The organism is Pseudomonas sp. PDM01, from assembly GCF_014852325.1.
GTDB classification, from domain to species: Bacteria; Pseudomonadota; Gammaproteobacteria; order Pseudomonadales; family Pseudomonadaceae; genus Aquipseudomonas; species Aquipseudomonas migulae.
On sequence record NZ_JACVBK010000001.1, the window covers coordinates 444858 to 463961 of the forward strand.

Below are 19104 nucleotides of genomic sequence, written 5' to 3' on the forward strand. Positions count from 1 at the left end.
ACCAACCCATCAATCCCGATAAAACACCTGCACCAGGTGATAGCCAAACTTGCTCTTGATCGGGCCATGCACCACCCGCAACGGCTTCTTGAAAATCACCGCATCAATCACACCGACCATCTGCCCAGGCCGTACTTCACCAAGATCACCGCCGCGCTTGCCGGACGGGCAGGTGGAATACTTCTTGGCCAGCACATCGAAGGCTTCGCCCTTGGCGATGCGTTGTTTGAGCTGCTCGGCTTCTTCCGAGGTTTTCACCAGAATATGGCGGGCTTGAGCTTTCATGGGGCGAGTACCTTGCAACGGTAGTGGCTATGTGGGTGGATCGGGGCGCGCGATTATGCCTCAACTCACTCGGGTTGGCCGATCATCGTGCGAATCTTGTTGGCCAGCAGGTCAACCGAAAACGGTTTGGCCACCATGTCCATGCCTTCCTCAAGGAAGCTCTGACGCTCGGCGGCCATTTCCGCGTAACCGGTCATGAACAGCACTTTGAGCTCCGGACGGTGCTGACGGGCGATTTCTGCCAATTGCCGACCGTTCATGCCCGGCAGCCCGACATCGGTCACCAGCAGATCGACCCGCAGACCCGATTCGAGCAGGGGCAGGGCGGTCTTCGCATCTTCGGCCTCATGGGCGTGATAACCCAGCTCCTTGAGCAGATCGAACACCAGCATGCGCACCGCCGGATCATCTTCCACCAACACCACGGTTTCCCCGGCTATCGCCGAGGGGGCCTCGCCGATGACCGGCGTCAGCACATCTTGCGGCTCCATCTCGTGCAAGCGCGGCAAGAACAGGCGCACGCTGGTGCCCTGGCCCGGCAGGCTGAACAGGCTCACGTGGCCGCCCGACTGCTGGGCAAAACCGTAGATCATCGACAAACCCAGCCCCGTGCCCTGGCCGATAGGCTTGGTGGTGAAGAATGGATCGAACGCCTTGGCCAACACTTTCGGGGTCATGCCGGTGCCGTTGTCACTGACGGCGATCATCAGGTAATCCCCGGCCTTGACGGGTTCCAGAATGTTGATGTCACTGCTGTCCAGATAGACATTGGCGGTTTCGATACGCAACTCGCCGCCATCGGGCATGGCATCCCGCGCATTGATGACCAGGTTGAGCAGGGCGTTTTCCAGTTGGCTGACGTCGGTGCTGACTGGCCAGGCTTCATCGGCCAGTTGCAGTTTCAGCTCGATGTGGTCGCCCTTGGTGCGGCTGAGCAAATCTTCCAGAGAATGAATCAGTTCGTTGGCGTTCAGCGGCTTGCGGTCCAGCGACTGGCGCCGGGAGAAAGCGAGCAGGCGGTGGGTCAGGGCGGCTGCGCGGTTGGCTGACGACACCGCCGCTTCGGTGAAACGGCCGATCTCGGCGGTACGCCCATCGGCGATGTAGCGCTGCATCAGGTCGAGGCTGCCGATGATCCCGGTGAGCATGTTGTTGAAGTCATGGGCGATACCGCCGGTGAGCTGGCCGACCGCTTCCATTTTCTGCGCATGGCGCAGGGCATCTTCGGCACGTTCGCGCTCGAACATTTCGTTTTGCAGGCGCTGGTTCGCTTCGGCCAATTGCTGGGTACGGGCGGCGACACGTTCCTCAAGGGTTTCGTTGAGGTTGCGCAAGGCTTCTTCGGTCTGTTTGCGCTCGGTTTCGTCGATCACGAAAATGTAGAAACCGTTCACCGCGCCATCCGGCCCGTGGCGGGGCAGGTAATTCATCAAGGCTTGTCGGGTGCTGCCATCACGATGCGGCGTGCTGATGCTGAAACAGCAGGTCCTGCCCGCCAATGCTTCGGCGATGTATTCGGCACGCAAGGCGTAGGCTTCTTCACCCAGCACCTCACGAATAGTCCGACCGTAAAGCTCCTGGGGCGTCAGGCCGTACCAGTCGAGGTACGCCGAGTTGTTCAGGCGAAAGCGTTCCTCGCTGTCGACGTAACTGATCAGGATCGGCATGGCGTTGATGATCAGTTGCAGCTCGGTCTGACTCTGGCGCAAGGCCTGTTCGGTGTGTTTTCGTTCGGTCAGGTCCAGCGCGGCGCCGAGGAAACGGATCGGCCGGCCATGGTGGTCCTTGTAACAACGGCCCCTTGCAAACACCCAGCGCAACTGGCCGTCGGGTTGCAACAGGCGATATTCCTCGGCGTATTCGCTGCCCTGGGTGATGCACTGCTTGATGCCGCGGGTGACCATCGAGCGGTCTTCCGGATGCACCGCTTCGAGATAATCACTAATGGGCAACTGACTGGCGAGTAGCGGGTCGATGCCGTGCAATTGGGCGAAGTGCGCGTCGGCAATGAAGCGGTCTTCGCCGATGTCCCAGTCCCAGGTGCCGACGGCGTCAGTGGCGGCCAGCGCCAGTTGCAGGCGTTCCTCGGTCTCGCGCTGTGCCTTCAGACTGGCGGCCGAGCGCTGCTCCAGTTCGAGGGCGATGCGTCGGCGTTCGTTGGTTTCGATGGCTGTGACCAGAATCCCGGCGACGTCGGCGTGTTCATCGCGGATCGGGCTGTAGGTCAAATCCAGCCAGAAGTCGGAATCATTCCCGTCGCGTTGCAGGGTGAAGCGTTGTTCGCTGTAAGTCCGCACCTGGCCTTGTAGGACGGCGCTGTAAATCGGGTCGGTAAAGTCTTTGAGTTCTGGCCAGATCTGGTGCGTCGGTTGTCCGAAAGCGTGCGGATGCTTGCTGCCGGCCAGCAGCGCGAAGCCGTCGTTATAGATCTGCGTAAGCTGCGGCCCCCACAGCAACAGCATCGGCATCGGTGAGTGAATCACGATGTCCACCGCTGTGCGCAGGCTCTGCGGCCAGTCACTGGCGGCGCCGAGCGGGGTGCACGTCCAGTCCAGTCTGGCAATCAAGGCCTGGGCATCGCTGCCGGTGGGTACTGCGTTCATCAAGGTGTCCTGCACGTCGGTCGGGGTGACGGCGTCTACTATCCTAGGGCGGTAGACGCTGAATGACCGATTTTTCGGGTCATTTCTGTTCATTGAATGCTTCGCGGGTGTTTTTTGCCATGGAAATCGATGCGCTGTTAAAGACCCTGTCCAGCCAGGAGGGTTCCGATTTGTACCTGTCCACCGGTGCGCCACCCTGCGCCCGGTTTGACGGTGTACTCAAACCCTTGGCCGAGCAGCCGTTCAAACCGGGGGAAATCGCCGCGATTGCCGCGTCCATTATGGATGCCGAACAGCGACTGGAGTTCGATCGGGAGCTGGAGATGAACCTGGCGATCTCGTTGGCGGGTGTCGGGCGCTTTCGGGTCAATATTTTCAAGCAACGCAACGATGTGTCGATCGTGGTGCGCAACATCAAGCTCGACATTCCGCGTTACGAAGATCTCAAGTTGCCACCTGTGCTGCTGGAAACGGTGATGCTCAAACAAGGGCTGATGCTGTTCGTCGGCGCCACCGACTCAGGCAAGTCGACCTCGCTGGCGGCGTTGGTCGATTACCGCAATCGCCATAGCAGCGGGCATATCGTCACCATCGAAGACCCTATCGAGTACATCCACCGGCACAAAAAATCGATCATCAATCAGCGCGAGGTCGGCGTCGATACCCGCAGTTTTCATACCGCGCTGAAAAATACTCTGCGCCAGGCACCCGATGTGGTGCTGATCGGTGAGATCCGCGACCGCGAGACCATGGAGCATGCGCTGGCGTTTGCCGACACCGGGCATTTGGTGATTTCCACCTTGCATGCTCACAACGCCCATCAGGCGCTGGATCGCATTATCAATTTCTTCCCGCAAGAACGGCGGATGCAACTGCTGCATGACCTGGGCAACAATCTTAAAGCGTTCGTTTCCCAGCGCCTGGTGCGCACTCGTGACGGTCAGCGCAGGGCGGCGGTAGAAGTGATGCTGGGCACGCCGACCGTAGGCGACCTGATACGGCGCAATGAATTCGACGAGCTCAAAGGGATCATGGAGAAGTCGACCGAACAGGGCATGCAGACGTTCGATTGCGCGCTGTACGCATTGGTGATCGAAGGCGCTATCGGCGAAGAAGAGGCCTTGAAGCATGCGGACTCGCTGAACAATTTGCGCCTGCGGCTCAAGCTGCATGCCGACGCATCACCGGGACCCAACGCACAACCCGGCGAATGGGGTCTGATGGACTGACCCACATCCCCTCTGTAGGAGCCGGCTTGCTGGCGATGGCGGCCTGGAGCTTCGCATCAACTGTCAGGGCCCCATCGCCAGCAAGCCGGCTCCTACAAAGGGGTGTGTTTCAAGTGTTGAGTTCGGGACGATCCCGAAATTGCTCCAGCGCTTCGGGATTGGCCAGCGCATCGGTGTTTTTCACCGGCTGGCCATGCACCACGTTCCTCACCGCCAACTCGACCACTTTGCCGCTGATGGTGCGCGGAATGTCCGTCACCGCGACAATCTTCGCCGGTACGTGACGTGGCGTGGTGTTGGCGCGGATGACCTGGCGAATCTGCTGCTGCAGCGCCTCGTCCAGTTCGACCCCCTCGACCAGCCGCACGAACAGCACCACCCGCACGTCGTCTTGCCATTGCTGACCGATGGCCACGCTGTCGGTGACTTGCGGGACTTTCTCCACCTGACGGTAAATTTCCGCCGTGCCGATGCGCACGCCGCCGGGGTTGAGCACCGCGTCCGAGCGCCCATGAATCATCATCGCGCCGTGAGCCAATTGTTCGGCGTAGTCGCCCTGGGCCCAGACGCCGGGGAACAGGCTGAAATAAGACGCGCGCAGTTTTTCCCCGGTCGGGTCGTTCCACAGGCCGACGGGCATGGCCGGAAAGTGTCGGGTGCAGACCAGTTCACCTTTTTCGCCAATGACCGCGCGGCCGGCATCGTTCCAGACTTCGACCGCCATCCCCAGGCTCTTGCCCTGGATTTCGCCGCGACGCACCGCCAGCAGCGGATTGCCGTTCACGAAGCACGAAACGATGTCGGTGCCGCCGGACATCGACGCCAGGCACAGGTCGGCCTTGAGGTCACGGTAGACGTAGTCGTAGCTTTGCGGCGATAGCGCAGAACCGGTGCACAACAAGGTTTTCAGCGTGCCGAGATCATGGCTTTGCCGAGGCTTCACGCCGTTGCTTTCCAGGGTCGCAAGGTACTTGGGACTGGTGCCGAACACGCTGATGCGCTCGTCGTCGATCAGGTCGATCAAGCGTTCCGGGCCGGGATGAAATGGCGAGCCGTCGTACAGCACCACGGCACTGCCGACGGCCAGGGCCGACACCAGCCAGTTCCACATCATCCAGCCGCAAGTGGTGTAGTAAAACAAACGGTCGCCGGGCCCGAGGTCGCAATGCAGGCCGTGTTCCTTGACATGCTGCAACAGCACGCCGCCGGTGCTGTGGATGATGCATTTGGGCACGCCGGTGGTGCCGCTGGAATAGAGGATGTACAGCGGATGGGCAAAAGGCACGGCAACAAAATCCGGCTCGCCGCCCGGTTCGTAGAACGCATCCCAAAGCGTCACGCCTGCGTGGGTGCGGAAGTCTTTGATGTGCGCCTGGGGTCGTGCGTAAGGCACCACGATCAGCTGTTGCAGCGACGGCAGGCGTTCAAGGATTTCGTTGACCTTGGCGCTTTGGTCGATGTCTTTGCCGGCATAACGGTAACCGGCGCAGGTGATCAGCACTTTCGGTTCGATCTGGCCGAAGCGGTCGATGACGCCCTGGGTGCCGAAGTCCGGCGACGAACAGGACCAGATCGCCCCGAGGCTGGTGGTGGCGAGCATGGCTACCAGGGTTTGCCAGGTGTTCGGCATGCACGCGGCGACGCGGTCGCCAAGACCGACACCGACGGCGATCAAGCTGTTTTGAAAACCGGCGACATGCTCGGCCAGTTCGGCCCAGGTCAGTTGTTCGCGCTGGCCGTTTTCACCGATCGCTATCACGGCGACGGCATCGTCACGACGGCGCAGCAAGTGTTCAGCAAAGTTCAGGGTGGCGCCGGGAAACCACTGGGCGCTGGGCATGTGATCGCCTTCGATCAGCACGGCGTCCGGTTGCGTATGGAAACGGATGTCGAAGAAATCGACGATGGCTTGCCAGAAATCGACCCGTTGATCGATGGACCATTGGTGCAGGGCGGCGTAGTCGGCAATGTCGAGGTGGTGGCGTTGATTGATGGAGCGCCGGAAGGCGTCCATGCGGGTCTTGGCGATGCGTTTGGCGTCAGGTTGCCAGAGGATGTCGGACATTTTTTGCCTCTTCTTTTTCTATTTCGAGATCCAATCGCCGGCAAGCCGGCTCCTACAGGTTATCGGTGTTTTCATGAGCGACGCACGACCTGTAGGAGCGAGGCTTGCCCGCGAAGAACGATAACGCGGTCTATCGCCCAATCACTGCGCCAACCACCCACCATCTATATTCCACGCCGCGCCCCGCACTTGGCTACCGGCCTCACTGCACAAAAACAGCACCAGTTCACCCAGCTGAGGCGGCGTAACGAACTCCAGCGACGGCTGCTTCTCGGCCAGCAAATCGTGCTGCGCCTGCTGCGGATCAACCCCTTTGGCGATGCGGTCGTCAATCTGCTTCTGCACCAACGGCGTCAACACCCAGCCTGGGCAGATTGCGTTGCAGGTGACGTTGGTCGTGGCGGTTTCCAGGCCGACCACCTTGGTCAAACCGATCACCCCATGCTTGGCCGCGACGTAAGCCGCCTTGCCCACCGAACCGACCTGGCCATGCACCGAAGCGATATTGATAACCCGTCCCCAACCCTTGGTGCGCATGCCCGGCAAGCTCAAACGGGTGCTGTGAAACACCGACGACAGGTTGATCGCAATGATCGAATCCCAACGCTCCACGGGAAAATCTTCCACCGACGCCACGTGCTGAATGCCGGCGTTGTTGACCAGAATGTCCACGCCGCCGAACTCGCGCTCGGCGTAGGCGATCATGTCGGCAATCTGCGCCGGGTCGCTGACATCGGCGGGGTGATGACCGACCTTGCCGCCGAACTGTTCAACCTCGGCAATCACTGTGGAGGCATCGCCGAAACCGTTGAGAATCAGGTTGGCGCCAGCCTTGGCCAGGCTGAGGGCGATGCCCAGGCCGATGCCGCTGGTGGAGCCGGTGACCAGTGCGGTCTTGCCTGAAAGAGTCGTCATGAATACCTCACACAATGCCAGTGGCGTAGAAAGTACCGATCACCACAAAAACCGCCAGGGTCTTGATCAGCGTAATACAGAAAATGTCTTTGTAGGCTTCGCGGTGGGTCAGGCCGGTCACCGCCAGCAAGGTGATGACCGCGCCGTTGTGCGGCAGGGTGTCCATGCCGCCACTGGCCATCGCGGCGACGCGGTGCAGCACTTCCAGGGGAATGTTGGCCGCATGGGCCGCAGCGATGAAGTCATTGGCCATGGCCGCCAGCGCAATGCTCATGCCTCCCGATGCGGAGCCGGTGATGCCGGCCAGCAGGGTCACGGTGATCGCTTCGTTGACCAGCGGGTTGGGAATGCTTTTGAGCCAGTCGGCCAGCACCAGAAAGCCTGGCAAGGACGCGATTACCGCACCAAAACCGTATTCGGACGCCGTGTTCATTGCTGCCAGCAATGAACCGCTGACTGCACTTCTGCTGCCTTCAGCCAACTTGCCGCGAATCGCCTGGAAGCCGAACACCAGCACCATGATGATGCCGACCAGCAAGGCAGCCTGAACGGCCCAGATCGCCGTGAGTTTGGCGACATCGGTGGTTACCGGTGCGGCCATGCCTGGCAGAGCGAGGCTGTGGGTCTTGCCGTACCACTGGGGAATCCACTGGGTAAACAACAGGTTCATGATGCCGACGGCCAACAGCGGCGACAGCGCGATCCACGGATTCGGCAGTTTGATGTCGGCGGCGGTTTCCGGTTCGTTGCGCAGGTCGGTGCCGTAGCCTTCGCCCGAAATCTGAGCCTTGTTGCGCTGGCGCTGCAGAAACGCCATGCCGGCGCAGACCACGAAGATTGCGCCGATCAAACCCAGCCACGGCGCCGCCCACGCGGTGGTGTTGAAGAAGGTGCTGGGGATGATGTTCTGGATTTGCGGGGTGCCGGGCAGGGCGTCCATGGTGAACGAGAAGGCGCCGAGGGCGATGGTCGCCGGGATCAGGCGCTTGGGAATATTGCTCTGGCGGAACATCTCGGCCGCGAACGGGTAGACCGCAAACACCACCACAAACAGCGACACGCCGCCGTAAGTGAGCAGGGCGCAAACCAGCACGATCACCAGCATCGCCTGACGGGTGCCGAGCAGGCGAATCGCCGCCGCAACGATGGAGCGCGAAAAACCCGACAACTCGATCAGCTTGCCGAACACGGCGCCAAGCAGGAACACCGGGAAATACAGTTTGATGAAGCCGACCATTTTCTCCATGAACACCCCGGTGAAAGCAGGGGCGACGGCGGAAGGGTCGGTGAGCAGGACGGCGCCGAGGGCGGCAATCGGGGCAAAAAGGATAACGCTGTAGCCACGGTAGGCCGCGAGCATCAGCAGCGCGAGGGCTGCCAAGGCAATGATCACACTCATGGTGTGTCTCCTGGATTGTTATTTTTGTGGGGTGAAACGGTGTGAGGGAGGGCTTTAGCGAGAATTGTGCCAAGGTGGCAACATGTTGAAATATAAGGATATTTATTGTTTTTTCAGAGGCGAATTAGCGTATTTGTCTCTGTTTTGAGATTTTTTGTGGTTTGGAGGCCATCATCGCCAGCAAGCCGGCTCCTACAGAAGATCGCATCAACACCGAAAACCCTGTAGGAGCCGGCTTGCTGGCGATGAGCGCAAAGCGCTCCAAAAATATGTCTGTAAATAGAGATCTGTGTCTCGTTATAGAGACTCTGCAATCCCCAACGCCACCATCTTCTTGTACAACGTCGACCGCCCAAGCCCCAGCCGCGCCGCCGCCTCAATCACTTTTCCACCGCATTGCGCGAGGGCTGATTCAATCAACTGCCGGTCAAACCGTTCACGCGCCTCACTGAACGTCTCGTGTGCCACCGACTCAACCTTTAAAGGCGCCACACGCTCCACCGGCGTAAACGTACCAATCGCCGCACGGATATCGGTCGCGTTCAGCATCAGGTCATCACTGAGCAATGCCGCCCGTTCCAGCACGTTGCGCAACTCGCGAATGTTCCCTGGCCAGGCGTGTCGGGCCAGCAACTCCAGCGCCTCGTGGTTCAGCTCGTGCTGACTGCGCAACTCCTCAAGGATGGCTTCACTGAGTGCCGGCAAATCATCAAGACGATCACGCAGCGGCGGCACCTGGATCGGCAGCACATTGAGGCGGTAATACAAATCGGCGCGAAACTCGCCGCGTTTGATCGCCGCTTCAAGGTCGGTGGAGGTCGCGGCGATCACCCGCACATCGCTCTGAATCACTTCGTTGGACCCGACCGGTTCGAATTCCTTTTCCTGCAGCACCCGCAGCAGCTTGCTTTGCAGCGGCAGTGGCATGTCGCCGATTTCATCGAGAAACAATGTGCCGCCCTGCGCAATCTGCAACTTGCCGACGCGACCCTTGCGATCGGCGCCGGTAAACGCGCCGGGGGCAGTGCCGAAGAATTCGGCCTCGAGCAGCGCCTCGGGAATCGCAGCGCTGTTGATGCTGACGAAAGCTTTGTGCGCACGGGGTGATGCGCCATGAATCGCCTGCGCCAGCAGTTCTTTGCCGGTGCCGGTTTCGCCGAGCAGCAAAACCGGGGAATCAGCACTGGCACTGCGTCGGGCGCGGCGTTTGACTTCGAGGCTGGCCGCGCTGGTGCCGATAAAATGTGCGAAGTTGTACTTGGTCTGCCGCGCCCGCAGCAGCGAGCGGGTGGAGGCCAGTTCTTCCTGCATGCTCATGTAGCGTTTGAGCATCGGTGACAGGCTGCGCAACTCATCGAACAACGCGAAACCGATGGCGCCGATCACCACGCCGGCGTCGTCATGGATCGGCAGGCGCATCACCACCAACGGTTCCTTGGGGGTGTCCTGCATGTCGAGCAGAATCGGTCGGCCGGTGCGCACCACTTCCCGCAGCAGGCTGCCGGGGATCACACTTTCGCAGGCCTTGCCGATGGCCACTTGCGCCGAATCCAGACCGAAGCGTCGGGCATAACGTTCGTTCATCCAGACGATGTTCGCGTCGCGATCGACAATCACCGTGCCTTCACTGGACTGCTCGATGATCTCGAACAGCGAACGGATCGCCAACAGACGAACGCGCTGGTAATCCTTGAGGCTTTCGGTGGTGTTCATAGTGCAGATCCTGATTGTGTATTGCTTGGTCCGGCCTCTTCGCGGGCAAGCCTCGCTCCTACAGGGGATCGCGTTCACCTGTAGGAGCGAGGCTTGCCCGCGAAGGCAGCGACGCGATTTTATGCCTGTTGCAGATGCGCCGCCGCCAACAGCTCTTTGGTGTACGGATGCTGCGGTGAATCAAACACGTCGTGGCTGGCGCCGCTTTCCACCACTTTGCCGTCCTTGATCACGATCATGTCGTGGGCGAGGGCGCGAACCACCGCCAGGTCGTGGCTGATAAACAGATACGTCAGGCCGTGTTTTTCCTGAAGCTGGCGCAGCAGTGCGACCACTTGTTTCTGCACGGTGCGGTCCAGCGCCGAGGTCGGTTCGTCCAGCAGGATCAGCGCCGGTTTCAGCACCAGCGCCCTGGCGATGGCGATGCGTTGGCGTTGGCCTCCGGAAAACTCGTGGGGGTAGCGATGACGGCTTTGCGGGTCGAGGCCGACTTCCTGCAGGGCCCGAATCACTTCGGCCTTGCATTCGTCCGCCGTCAACTGGCTATGCACTTCCAGGCCTTCACTGATGATTTGTGCCACGGACATCCGTGGGCTGAGGCTGCCGAAAGGGTCCTGGAACACCACCTGCATTTTCTTGCGCCATGGCCGCAGTTGCTTTTGCGTCAGACCGTCCAGAGCCGCGCCCTGAAAGCGAATGCTGCCTTCGGAGTCGAGCAGGCGCAGGATCGCCTGACCCAGTGTCGACTTGCCCGAGCCGGACTCACCGACAATGCCCAATGTCTTGCCGCGCTGGACATTCAGGCTGATGCCGTCCACGGCATGCAAGTACGTTTTGCGCTGAAACAGCCCGCCACCGAGGGGGAAGCGCACGCAAAGATTGTCCACTTCCAGAACGTTCTCGCGCTCGTCACGGGGCAGCGCCTGGCCTTCCGGTTCGGCGTTCAGCAGTACGCAGCTGTAGGGATGTTTCGGCTCGGTGAACAGCGTTTCGCACGGTGCCTGTTCGACGATTTCCCCGGCCTTCATCACGCACACACGCTGAGCGATGCTGCGCACCAGATTGAGGTCATGGCTGATCAGCAGCAATGACATGCCGAGCCGCTGTTGCAGGGACTTGAGCAGGATCAGGATCTTGCGCTGCACCGTGACGTCGAGCGCGGTGGTGGGCTCGTCGGCGATCAGCAACTCCGGTTCGCAGGCCAGTGCCATGGCGATCATCACCCGTTGCCGCTGGCCGCCCGAGAGTTGATGCGGATACGCCTTGAGCCGCTCTTTGGGCTTCTGGATGCCCACGAGGTGCAGCAGCTCCAGAATCCGCTCCTGCGCAGCTTTGCCGGTCAGGCCCTTGTGCAGCAGCAGGGTTTCACCGATCTGCTTTTCAATGCTGTGCAGCGGATTGAGCGAGGTCATCGGCTCCTGGAAGATCATGGCGATGCGGTTGCCCCGCAACTCTCGCAAAACCCTGGACGAAGCGCCGAGCAACTCCTTGCCGCGATAGCGGATGCTGCCGCTGGTTTCGGTGCCGGTCTCGGGCAGCAGTTGCAGGATCGAGTGTGCGGTCACCGATTTGCCGGAACCCGACTCACCCACCAGCGCCAGGCATTCACCGGGGCGGATGTCCAGACACAGGTTGCGCACCACGGTCTGGCCGCTGAAGGCCACGCAGAGGTCACGGATTTCGATCAGGTTGTTACTCATATCAACAGTCCGCGTCAGGATCGAGGGTCAAAGGCATCTCGCAACGCCTCGCCGATAAACACCAGTAAAGACAGGATCAGCGCCAGGGTGAAAAACGCGGTCAGCCCCAGCCACGGCGCTTGCAGGTTTTGCTTGCCCTGACCGATCAACTCGCCCAGCGAGGCACTGCCGGCCGGCATGCCGAAACCGAGGAAGTCCAGCGCGGTGAGCGTCGAAATGGCCCCGGTCAAAATGAAAGGCAGGTAGCTCAGCGTCGCGTTCATCGCGTTGGGCAGGATGTGCCGCACGATGACTTTGCGGTCGGTCAGGCCCAGTGCCCGCGCAGCCTTGACGTATTCGAGGTTGCGCCCGCGCAGGAACTCGGCACGCACCACGTCCACCAGTGCCAGCCAGGAAAACAACGCCATGATCCCCAGCAGCCACCAGAAATTCGGCTCGACAAACCCCGACAGAATGATCAGCAGGTACAGCACCGGCAGACCCGACCAGACCTCCTGCAAACGCTGGCCGATCAGGTCGACCCAGCCGCCGTAATAGCCTTGCAGCGCGCCGGCGGCGATGCCGATCAGTGCGCTGACAAAGGTCAGCATCAGTGCAAACAGAATCGACACTCGCGCGCCGAAAATCACCCGTGCCAGCACGTCGCGAGCCTGGTCGTCGGTGCCCAACCAATTCACATTCGACGGTGGACTTGGTGCCGGTTTGTTCAGGTCGTAGTTGGGCGTGTCGTCGCTGAACGGGATCGGCGGAAACAGCAGCCAGCCGCCGTCCTTTTTAATCAGCTTCTGTACATAGTCACTGCGGTAATCCGCCTGGAACGGCAGTTGCCCGCCGAACGCCTGCTCGGTGTAGCGCTTGAACGCCGGGAAGTACAACGAGCCCTGATAACTGACCACCAGCGGTTTGTCGTTGGCGATCAGCTCGCCACCGAGGGTCAGCAAAAACAGGCCGACAAATAGCCACAGCGACCACCAGCCACGGCGGTTTTTCTTGAATCGGTCGAAACGGCGGCGCGCCAACGGCGAAAGCTTGAACATCAGGCATTCCTCGCGGCGAAGTCGATACGCGGGTCGACCAGTGTGTAGCACAGGTCGCCGACCAGTTTTATCAGGAGGCCGAACAGCGTGAAGATGAACAGCGAACCGAACACCACCGGATAATCCCGCGACACTGCGGCTTCATAGCTCATGCGGCCCAGGCCATCGAGGGAGAAGATCACCTCGATCAGCAACGAACCGGCGAAAAATACGCTGATGAACGCCTGGGGAATGCCCGACACCACCAGCAGCATGGCGTTGCGGAACACGTGGCCGTACAGCACGCGACGTTCACTCATGCCTTTGGCGCGCGCCGTGACCACGTACTGGCGCGTGATTTCATTGAGGAAGGAGTTTTTGGTCAGGATGGTCAATGTGGCAAACCCACCGATGACCAGCGCCGTGACCGGCAATACCAGGTGCCAGAAATAGTCGGCGATCTTGCCCACGGTGGACAGCGAGTCGAAATTGTCCGAGACCAGGCCGCGCACCGGAAACCAGTTCAGCGACGTGCCGCCGGCGAACACCACGATCAGGAACATCGCAAACAGGAACGCCGGCATCGCGTAGCCAATGATGATCGCGGTGCTGCTCCAGATATCGAATTGGCTGCCGTGGTGCACGGCTTTGCGGATGCCCAGCGGGATCGACACCAGATAGGTGATCAGCGTGGCCCAGAGCCCGAGGGAAATGGTCACCGGCATTTTTTCTAGGATCAGGTCGGTGACCGTGGCACCGCGGAAAAAGCTTTTGCCGAAGTCCAGTCGCGCGTAACTGGTGAGCATCAACCACAGGCGTTCATGGGCCGGTTTGTCGAAGCCGTATTGCTTTTCGATTTCCTTGATCAGTTGCGGGTCGAGGCCGCGACTGGCTCGCGAACTGCCGCTCATGACCTCGCCGGAGCCGCCGCCGACGCTGGCGCCGCCGATGCCTTGCAGGTGCGCGATCGCCTGTTCGACCGGGCCGCCTGGCGCGGCCTGAACGATGACGAAGTTGACCAGCAGAATGATCACCAGGGTCGGAATGATCAGCAGCAGGCGCCGCAGAATATAAGCCCACATCAGTGCGGCCCTCCGGGTTTGCCGCGCTTGATCAGTTCGGCGGTCATCTGTTGGTTGGTCAGCGGCGTGGTGCTCACTTCCCACCAGCTCTCGATGGCTTCGTCATTGGCTGCTTGCACGCTGGGAATGCCGAAACGGTTCCACCACACGGTCGAACTGCCCGGCGGGTAGTAGTTGGGAATCCAGTAATAGTTCCATTGCAGTACCCGGTCGAGCGCATGGGCGTAGCGCAACATGTCGGCTTGGGTGGTGGCGCGGACCAGGCCGTTGACCAGCGTATCGACCGCCGGGTTCTTCAACACCATGTAGTTGTTGGAGCCCGGATCGTTGGCCGCTGCCGAACCAAAATAGTTATTCAACTCGTTGCCCGGCGACGTGGTGACCGGGTAGCCGGTGACGATCATGTCGTAATCCCGGGACATCAGGCGATTGACGTATTGGGAGGAGTCGATGCGGCGGATGTTCAGGTCGATGCCGATCTGCTTCAGCGTGCGCTTGTAAGGCAACAGCAAACGGTCCATACCGTTCTGACTGACCAGGAAGGTAAAGCTCAGCGGCTGGCCCTCGGCATTCACCAATTGATCGCCATCGGGTTTCCAGCCGGCCTGTTCGAGCAAATCCAGTGCTTGCAGTTGTTTGTCGCGGATCACGCCACTGCCGTCGGTTTTCGGCGCTTCGAAGACTTTGGTGAACACCTCGTCGGGGATCTGCCCGCGCAGCGGTTCGAGAATCGCCAGTTCGGCAGCATCCGGCAGGCTGCGGGCGGCGAGGGCGGAGTTGGAGAAGAAACTCTGCTGGCGGATATACATATCGCGCATCATCTGCCGGTTGCTCCATTCGAAATCCCACAGCATCACCAGTGCCTGGCGGACGCGGCGGTCCTGGAACATCGGGTTCTGCAGATTGAACACAAAGCCCTGGGCCGATTGCGGCGCTTCTCTGGCCAGGTGCGCCTTTTGCAGGCGACCGTCGCTGAGGGCCGGGCTTTCGTAACCGATGGAGTAGGCGGTGGCGGAGAATTCGCGGTTGTAGTCGTAGGCACCACCGCGCAACACCTGACGTGCGACATCGGTATCGCCGAAGTACTCGATGCTGAAGTGATCGAAGTTGTACAGCCCACGGCTGACCGGCAGGTCCTTGCCCCACCAGTCCGGATTGCGTTCGAAGGTGATGCTGCGCCCGGAGTCGACCTTGCCTACCCTGTACGGGCCGCTGCCCAGTGGTGGCTCGTAACCACCACCGCTGGCGAAATCGCGGGTTTTCCACCAGTGCTCGGGAAACACCGGCAAGGTTGCGATGTCGAGGGGCAGGGTACGGTTTTCGTTGCTTTTGAAGTCGAAACGCACCGTCAGCGGGGATTCCACCTCGACGCCTTTGACGTCGGCGAACTGGGTGCGATAACGCAGGCTGCCCTGGGTCATCAGCAGGTCGAAGGTGTAACGCACGTCTTCGGCGGTGATCGGCTTGCCGTCGGCGAAGCGAGCCTTGGGGTTGAGGTAGAAACGCAGCGATAAGCCGTCATCCGAACGCTCCATCTTCTGCGCCACCAGACCGTACACGGTGTACGGCTCGTCCTGCGAACGCTGGGCCAGCGGCGAATAGATCAAGCCGTCGATCTGTGTCACGCCGATGCCTTTGTCTATATAAGGCAGGACATGGTCGAAATGCCCGATCTCGATCGCCGAGCGACGCATCGTACCGCCCTTGGGCGCTTGCGGATTGGTGTAGGCAAAATGACTGAAGCCGGCCGGGTACTTGGGCGGTTCGCCGTAGACGGTCAGCGCGTGTTGCGGTGCGGCGTTCACACCGGCGGCGCCCAGTAGCAGGGTCACGGCAGTGAACAACAAAACAGGGAAAGCCAGTCGCATTTTCAGCCTTAGAGCCGGGTGATCGATAACCGCAATTTGTACGCTAGCGGCGCGTCCCTCGCCAGTCGTATCACGTACCCGAAACACGACGGCCCACCAAAAGGCGGGCCGTTGTGCATGAAACTACGCGAATGACTCAGTCCTGACGGCTGGTCACTTCGAGCAAGTGGTAGCCGAACTGGGTCTTGACCGGGCCTTGCACGACGTTGATCGGTGCGCTGAAGACCACGGTGTCGAATTCCTTGACCATCTGGCCCGGACCGAACGAACCCAGGTCACCGCCCTGACGGCTGGACGGGCAAGTGGAGTTGGCTTTGGCAACTTCGGCGAAATCGGCGCCAGCCTCGATTTGGGCTTTGAGTTCGTTGCACTTGTCTTCGCTGGCAACCAGGATGTGACGGGCAGTGGCTTTAGCCATGGAAAAATACTCCTTCTAATGTTCAGTAAAGTGCTCAGCCTACCGGATTCAGTAGGCTATTTCTCCTCAAAGTTCCGCTCGGGTCACAGACCCGCCTTGCGCAGACGTTCGGCATGTTCCACGTACAGGTCAATCGGGTCGATGCCTTTGCGAACCCGACCGACTGTCTGGCTGATGCTGTCCAGGTGGTCTAGCGGATAGTCGGAGCGGATCACCTTGCCCAGATGAGAGCTGAAGCGGCCGACCATGCCGTCGTTTTGCTCAGCCTCGATGGTGAAGTACCTGGCAAAAGCACGGGAGCACCCATTCAGTGGGTCAAGTGCGTTGAGCCCTTCATCGAGGAGGTTGCCCTGCAGGGTTCCGCTCCAGGAATAGTAGCGAACGCCGTTGACCCGCTCGCTGCCCTTGCCGCCCCAGGTTTTCGGCAGTCCTTGAGGGTATTTCTCGTTAAACGCGCTGACGCCTTCGGTGGTCAAGGCATTGAGCGCAGCGATCGCGTTTTGTGGCAGGTGGCGGTCGCCACTCAACAAGGACAGGAAGTCAGCGAACAACGTGGCCACCGTATCGGCGACCTGTTCCGGCAGCTGTCCAGGCGTCAGCGCCTTGCGCAGGAAATCCGCCAGTTCCGAGCCATGGTTGGGCCCGCTAACCGAGGTCACCGACGCAACGATTTGCGGCGCTATCGCTGCGGCATAGCGGGCGGCCAGCGCTCCCTGGCTGTGCCCGATCAGGTTGACCTTGTCTGCACCGGTCCCTTCCAGCACCCGTTCGATCTGTGCCAGAAGCTGGTCACCTCGCGCTTCATTGGTATGGGTAGCCGACAGGTGTGGGATGAACACTCTGGCGCCGGCGCTCCTGAGGGTTTGCTTGATGTCATGGAACAGTTCGAAAGGGCCGATCCGATCGAAACCAAACAGGCCGTGGACCAACAGGATGGGATGGAGGGTGCTTGCATTCCGTTGCATGTTCATACCTTTTCGCGGGAGTTCGTGAGTGTGTCCGGGGCCCACTCTAAAGCACCCGGACGTTTGCGCGATGTATGAAGAAGCCGCTGTGAATGGGTGAAAACGGAATAGGGAATGTACGAATATTCGAATCAGCAGGAGGCTCTTTTCGGAATGTCCGGACGTCCTTTAATCGGAGGTAGCGCAGAGTTCTGCAATGACCTACCTCCGGAATGTCATTTGCCTGTCAGCCGCGTGCGGTTCTCAGCTGTTCCGCCGCTGAACGCAACAACGTTTCAGTCCCCTCCCAGCCAAGGCAGCCATCCGTCACCGATACACCGTACTGAAGCGACGGACTCAGCGGCTGGCAACCCTCGAACAGGTGACTCTCAATCATCATCCCGATCAGCGAGTGATCACCTTGCAGACGCTGCTCAAGCACATCGTTGAACACCGCCGGTTGACGTAGCGGGTCTTTGCCGCTGTTGGCGTGGCTGCAATCGACCATGATTCGGGCCGGGATTTTCAGCTTGGTCAAATCACTGTTCACCTGAGCGACGCTGGCGCGGTCGTAGTTCGGGCCGCGATGACCGCCGCGCAATACCAGGTGAGTGTCAGGATTGCCGGGCGTCTGGATGATCGCGGGGTGCCCCTGGCTGTCGACACCGAAATGCCGATGCGGATGAGCGGCCGAGCGCATGGCGTCACTGGCAACACCGACGCCACCATCGGTGCCGTTTTTGAAGCCGACCGGCATGTTCAGGCCGCTGGCCATTTCCCGGTGGATCTGCGATTCAGTGGTGCGGGCGCCAATGGCGACCCAACTGAGCAGGTCGTCGAAGTACCCGGCGGCCATCGGTTGCAGCAGTTCGGTGGCAATCGGCAGGCCGAGTCGAAGCATTTCGCGCATCAGCTCCCGTGACAGGGTCAGGCCACCGGCCATGTCGTCGCTGCCGTCCAGGTGCGGATCGTAGGCCAGGCCTTTCCAGCCGACGGTGGTACGGGGTTTTTCGACGTAGGCGCGCATCACCAGCAGCATTTCATCGCTGACGTCGGCGGCGAGGCGGGCGAGGTGACTGGCGTATTCGAGGGCGGACTGCGGATCGTGAATCGAGCAAGGACCGACGATGACCAGCAAACGGGAGTCTTCACCGTTGAGAATCGCGCGGACCGCATCGCGGTGGGCGGCGACTTGCCGGGTCAGGGCGTTGCTGAGCGGCAGTTGCTGTTTGAGTTGCAATGAGCTCGGCAGGCGCAAGGTCAGCGCTTCATTGGCAGGGCTCAGGGTGGACAGCGGCAAAGCAGAGACGGACGAGTTCATGTTCAGGCTTCCTGGGCGGGCGGCGGGTTCGTTCCCGCGCGCTCGGCCCTACTGGGGTGTTCGACAATTGGCCGGATTGGCTGCGTGTGTGTGCTTGCCACCTGTGGGTGACCGATCGGAGGCGGCAGGCTGTCCCGAGCGGAGGCTGCTAAATCGCCAGGCGGTAAAACTGTCGTGACGGTAATAAGTGGCGTAGTTCATGTCGTGAATCCTCAAAATGTCTGTGTTGTTGCTAAAAAGTGTGGGGGCTGAAAAAACAAAACCCCCGGTCGGGAGGCCGACCGGGGGTTGAGAATTCTCTGGTGGCGACCCGTTTAAAGTGGGCGCCGTGTGGGTATCAGGCGCGCCAGTGGCTAAACCAATACCCAAAATAAAAGCTGACCGAAGCGCAAACGACATTCACCCGGGCAGCCGCAACCGAGCGCGGGGCGCTGGCGGTACGAAGCTGTGAGAGGGCGTTGAACATGGTCTGTCTCCGATGGATGCGCCGAGCTTACTAGAGGCCGGTACACGGATTCAATCAGAAATTGCTATTGGTTACTGGCG

14 protein-coding genes are annotated in these 19104 nt (G+C 60.4%); 1 reads left to right on the plus strand and 13 read right to left on the minus strand.

Annotation, left to right across the window (positions count from 1 at the left end; genetic code table 11):
• Positions 1-9: 9 nt before the first annotated feature.
• Positions 10-285 carry a peptidylprolyl isomerase gene (locus IB246_RS02105; RefSeq protein ID WP_007898282.1) on the minus strand — a complete coding sequence of 92 codons (276 nt, stop codon included), beginning with the start codon at positions 283-285 and terminating at the stop codon, positions 10-12.
• Positions 286-350: 65 nt separating this feature from the next.
• On the minus strand, positions 351-2888 hold the full coding sequence (locus tag IB246_RS02110) for a PAS domain-containing protein (protein ID WP_032832326.1): 2538 nt from the start codon (positions 2886-2888) through the stop codon (positions 351-353).
• Positions 2889-3007: 119 nt separating this feature from the next.
• Here IB246_RS02110 and IB246_RS02115 point away from each other — a divergent pair, with 119 nt between their 5' ends.
• A complete protein-coding gene (locus tag IB246_RS02115; protein WP_008037120.1) occupies positions 3008-4117 on the plus strand; it encodes a PilT/PilU family type 4a pilus ATPase in 1110 nt (369 codons plus the stop codon).
• A gap of 109 nt (positions 4118-4226) precedes the next feature.
• Here the strand turns inward: IB246_RS02115 and IB246_RS02120 are convergent, their stop codons facing one another.
• From IB246_RS02120 to IB246_RS02170, 11 genes are all read right to left on the minus strand, one after another.
• A complete protein-coding gene (locus tag IB246_RS02120; RefSeq protein ID WP_008037118.1) occupies positions 4227-6182 on the minus strand; it encodes an acetoacetate--CoA ligase in 1956 nt (651 codons plus the stop codon).
• Between the two features lie 141 nt (positions 6183-6323).
• The gene (hbdH, locus tag IB246_RS02125; protein ID WP_008037117.1) at positions 6324-7097 is read right to left on the minus strand and encodes a 3-hydroxybutyrate dehydrogenase; all 774 of its coding nucleotides are present in this window, start codon (positions 7095-7097) and stop codon (positions 6324-6326) included.
• A 7-nt stretch (positions 7098-7104) separates the two neighbouring features.
• The gene (locus IB246_RS02130) at positions 7105-8496 is read right to left on the minus strand and encodes a GntP family permease (protein WP_008037115.1); all 1392 of its coding nucleotides are present in this window, start codon (positions 8494-8496) and stop codon (positions 7105-7107) included.
• A gap of 297 nt (positions 8497-8793) precedes the next feature.
• Positions 8794-10209 (minus strand): sigma-54 interaction domain-containing protein, encoded by a 1416-nt coding sequence (locus tag IB246_RS02135; RefSeq protein ID WP_008037114.1) that lies wholly within the window; start codon positions 10207-10209, stop codon positions 8794-8796.
• 119 nt (positions 10210-10328) lie between these two features.
• Positions 10329-11909 carry an ABC transporter ATP-binding protein gene (locus IB246_RS02140; RefSeq protein ID WP_008037112.1) on the minus strand — a complete coding sequence of 527 codons (1581 nt, stop codon included), beginning with the start codon at positions 11907-11909 and terminating at the stop codon, positions 10329-10331.
• Between the two features lie 14 nt (positions 11910-11923).
• The gene (locus IB246_RS02145) at positions 11924-12946 is read right to left on the minus strand and encodes an ABC transporter permease (RefSeq protein WP_008037110.1); all 1023 of its coding nucleotides are present in this window, start codon (positions 12944-12946) and stop codon (positions 11924-11926) included.
• Entirely contained in the window at positions 12946-14007 is a 1062-nt protein-coding gene (locus IB246_RS02150; RefSeq protein WP_008029533.1) for a microcin C ABC transporter permease YejB, read from the minus strand. The genes IB246_RS02145 and IB246_RS02150 overlap by 1 nt, the downstream gene beginning before the upstream one ends.
• Positions 14007-15875 carry an extracellular solute-binding protein gene (locus tag IB246_RS02155; protein ID WP_008037108.1) on the minus strand — a complete coding sequence of 623 codons (1869 nt, stop codon included), beginning with the start codon at positions 15873-15875 and terminating at the stop codon, positions 14007-14009. The genes IB246_RS02150 and IB246_RS02155 overlap by 1 nt, the downstream gene beginning before the upstream one ends.
• A 136-nt stretch (positions 15876-16011) precedes the next feature.
• Complete coding sequence (locus IB246_RS02160; RefSeq protein WP_008029538.1) at positions 16012-16293, minus strand: peptidylprolyl isomerase; 282 nt, start codon at positions 16291-16293, stop codon at positions 16012-16014.
• 83 nt (positions 16294-16376) lie between these two features.
• Positions 16377-17258 (minus strand): esterase/lipase family protein, encoded by an 882-nt coding sequence (locus IB246_RS02165; protein ID WP_008037106.1) that lies wholly within the window; start codon positions 17256-17258, stop codon positions 16377-16379.
• 226 nt (positions 17259-17484) lie between these two features.
• Complete coding sequence (locus tag IB246_RS02170) at positions 17485-18558, minus strand: 3-deoxy-7-phosphoheptulonate synthase (protein WP_008037105.1); 1074 nt, start codon at positions 18556-18558, stop codon at positions 17485-17487.
• Positions 18559-19104: the final 546 nt, after the last annotated feature.

Excerpts from the sequence above, each read along its gene's own strand:
- IB246_RS02105 (WP_007898282.1), bottom strand. The coding sequence starts at position 285 with ATGAAAGCTCAAGCCCGCCATATTCTGGTGAAAACCTCGGAAGAAGCC.
- IB246_RS02110 (WP_032832326.1), bottom strand. The coding sequence starts at position 2,888 with ATGAACGCAGTACCCACCGGCAGCGATGCCCAGGCCTTGATTGCCAGA.
- IB246_RS02115 (WP_008037120.1), top strand. The coding sequence starts at position 3,008 with ATGGAAATCGATGCGCTGTTAAAGACCCTGTCCAGCCAGGAGGGTTCC.
- IB246_RS02120 (WP_008037118.1), bottom strand. The coding sequence starts at position 6,182 with ATGTCCGACATCCTCTGGCAACCTGACGCCAAACGCATCGCCAAGACC.
- hbdH (WP_008037117.1), bottom strand. The coding sequence starts at position 7,097 with ATGACGACTCTTTCAGGCAAGACCGCACTGGTCACCGGCTCCACCAGC.
- IB246_RS02130 (WP_008037115.1), bottom strand. The coding sequence starts at position 8,496 with ATGAGTGTGATCATTGCCTTGGCAGCCCTCGCGCTGCTGATGCTCGCG.
- IB246_RS02135 (WP_008037114.1), bottom strand. The coding sequence starts at position 10,209 with ATGAACACCACCGAAAGCCTCAAGGATTACCAGCGCGTTCGTCTGTTG.
- IB246_RS02140 (WP_008037112.1), bottom strand. The coding sequence starts at position 11,909 with ATGAGTAACAACCTGATCGAAATCCGTGACCTCTGCGTGGCCTTCAGC.
- IB246_RS02145 (WP_008037110.1), bottom strand. The coding sequence starts at position 12,946 with ATGTTCAAGCTTTCGCCGTTGGCGCGCCGCCGTTTCGACCGATTCAAG.
- IB246_RS02150 (WP_008029533.1), bottom strand. The coding sequence starts at position 14,007 with ATGTGGGCTTATATTCTGCGGCGCCTGCTGCTGATCATTCCGACCCTG.
- IB246_RS02155 (WP_008037108.1), bottom strand. The coding sequence starts at position 15,875 with ATGCGACTGGCTTTCCCTGTTTTGTTGTTCACTGCCGTGACCCTGCTA.
- IB246_RS02160 (WP_008029538.1), bottom strand. The coding sequence starts at position 16,293 with ATGGCTAAAGCCACTGCCCGTCACATCCTGGTTGCCAGCGAAGACAAG.
- IB246_RS02165 (WP_008037106.1), bottom strand. The coding sequence starts at position 17,258 with ATGCAACGGAATGCAAGCACCCTCCATCCCATCCTGTTGGTCCACGGC.
- IB246_RS02170 (WP_008037105.1), bottom strand. The coding sequence starts at position 18,558 with ATGAACTCGTCCGTCTCTGCTTTGCCGCTGTCCACCCTGAGCCCTGCC.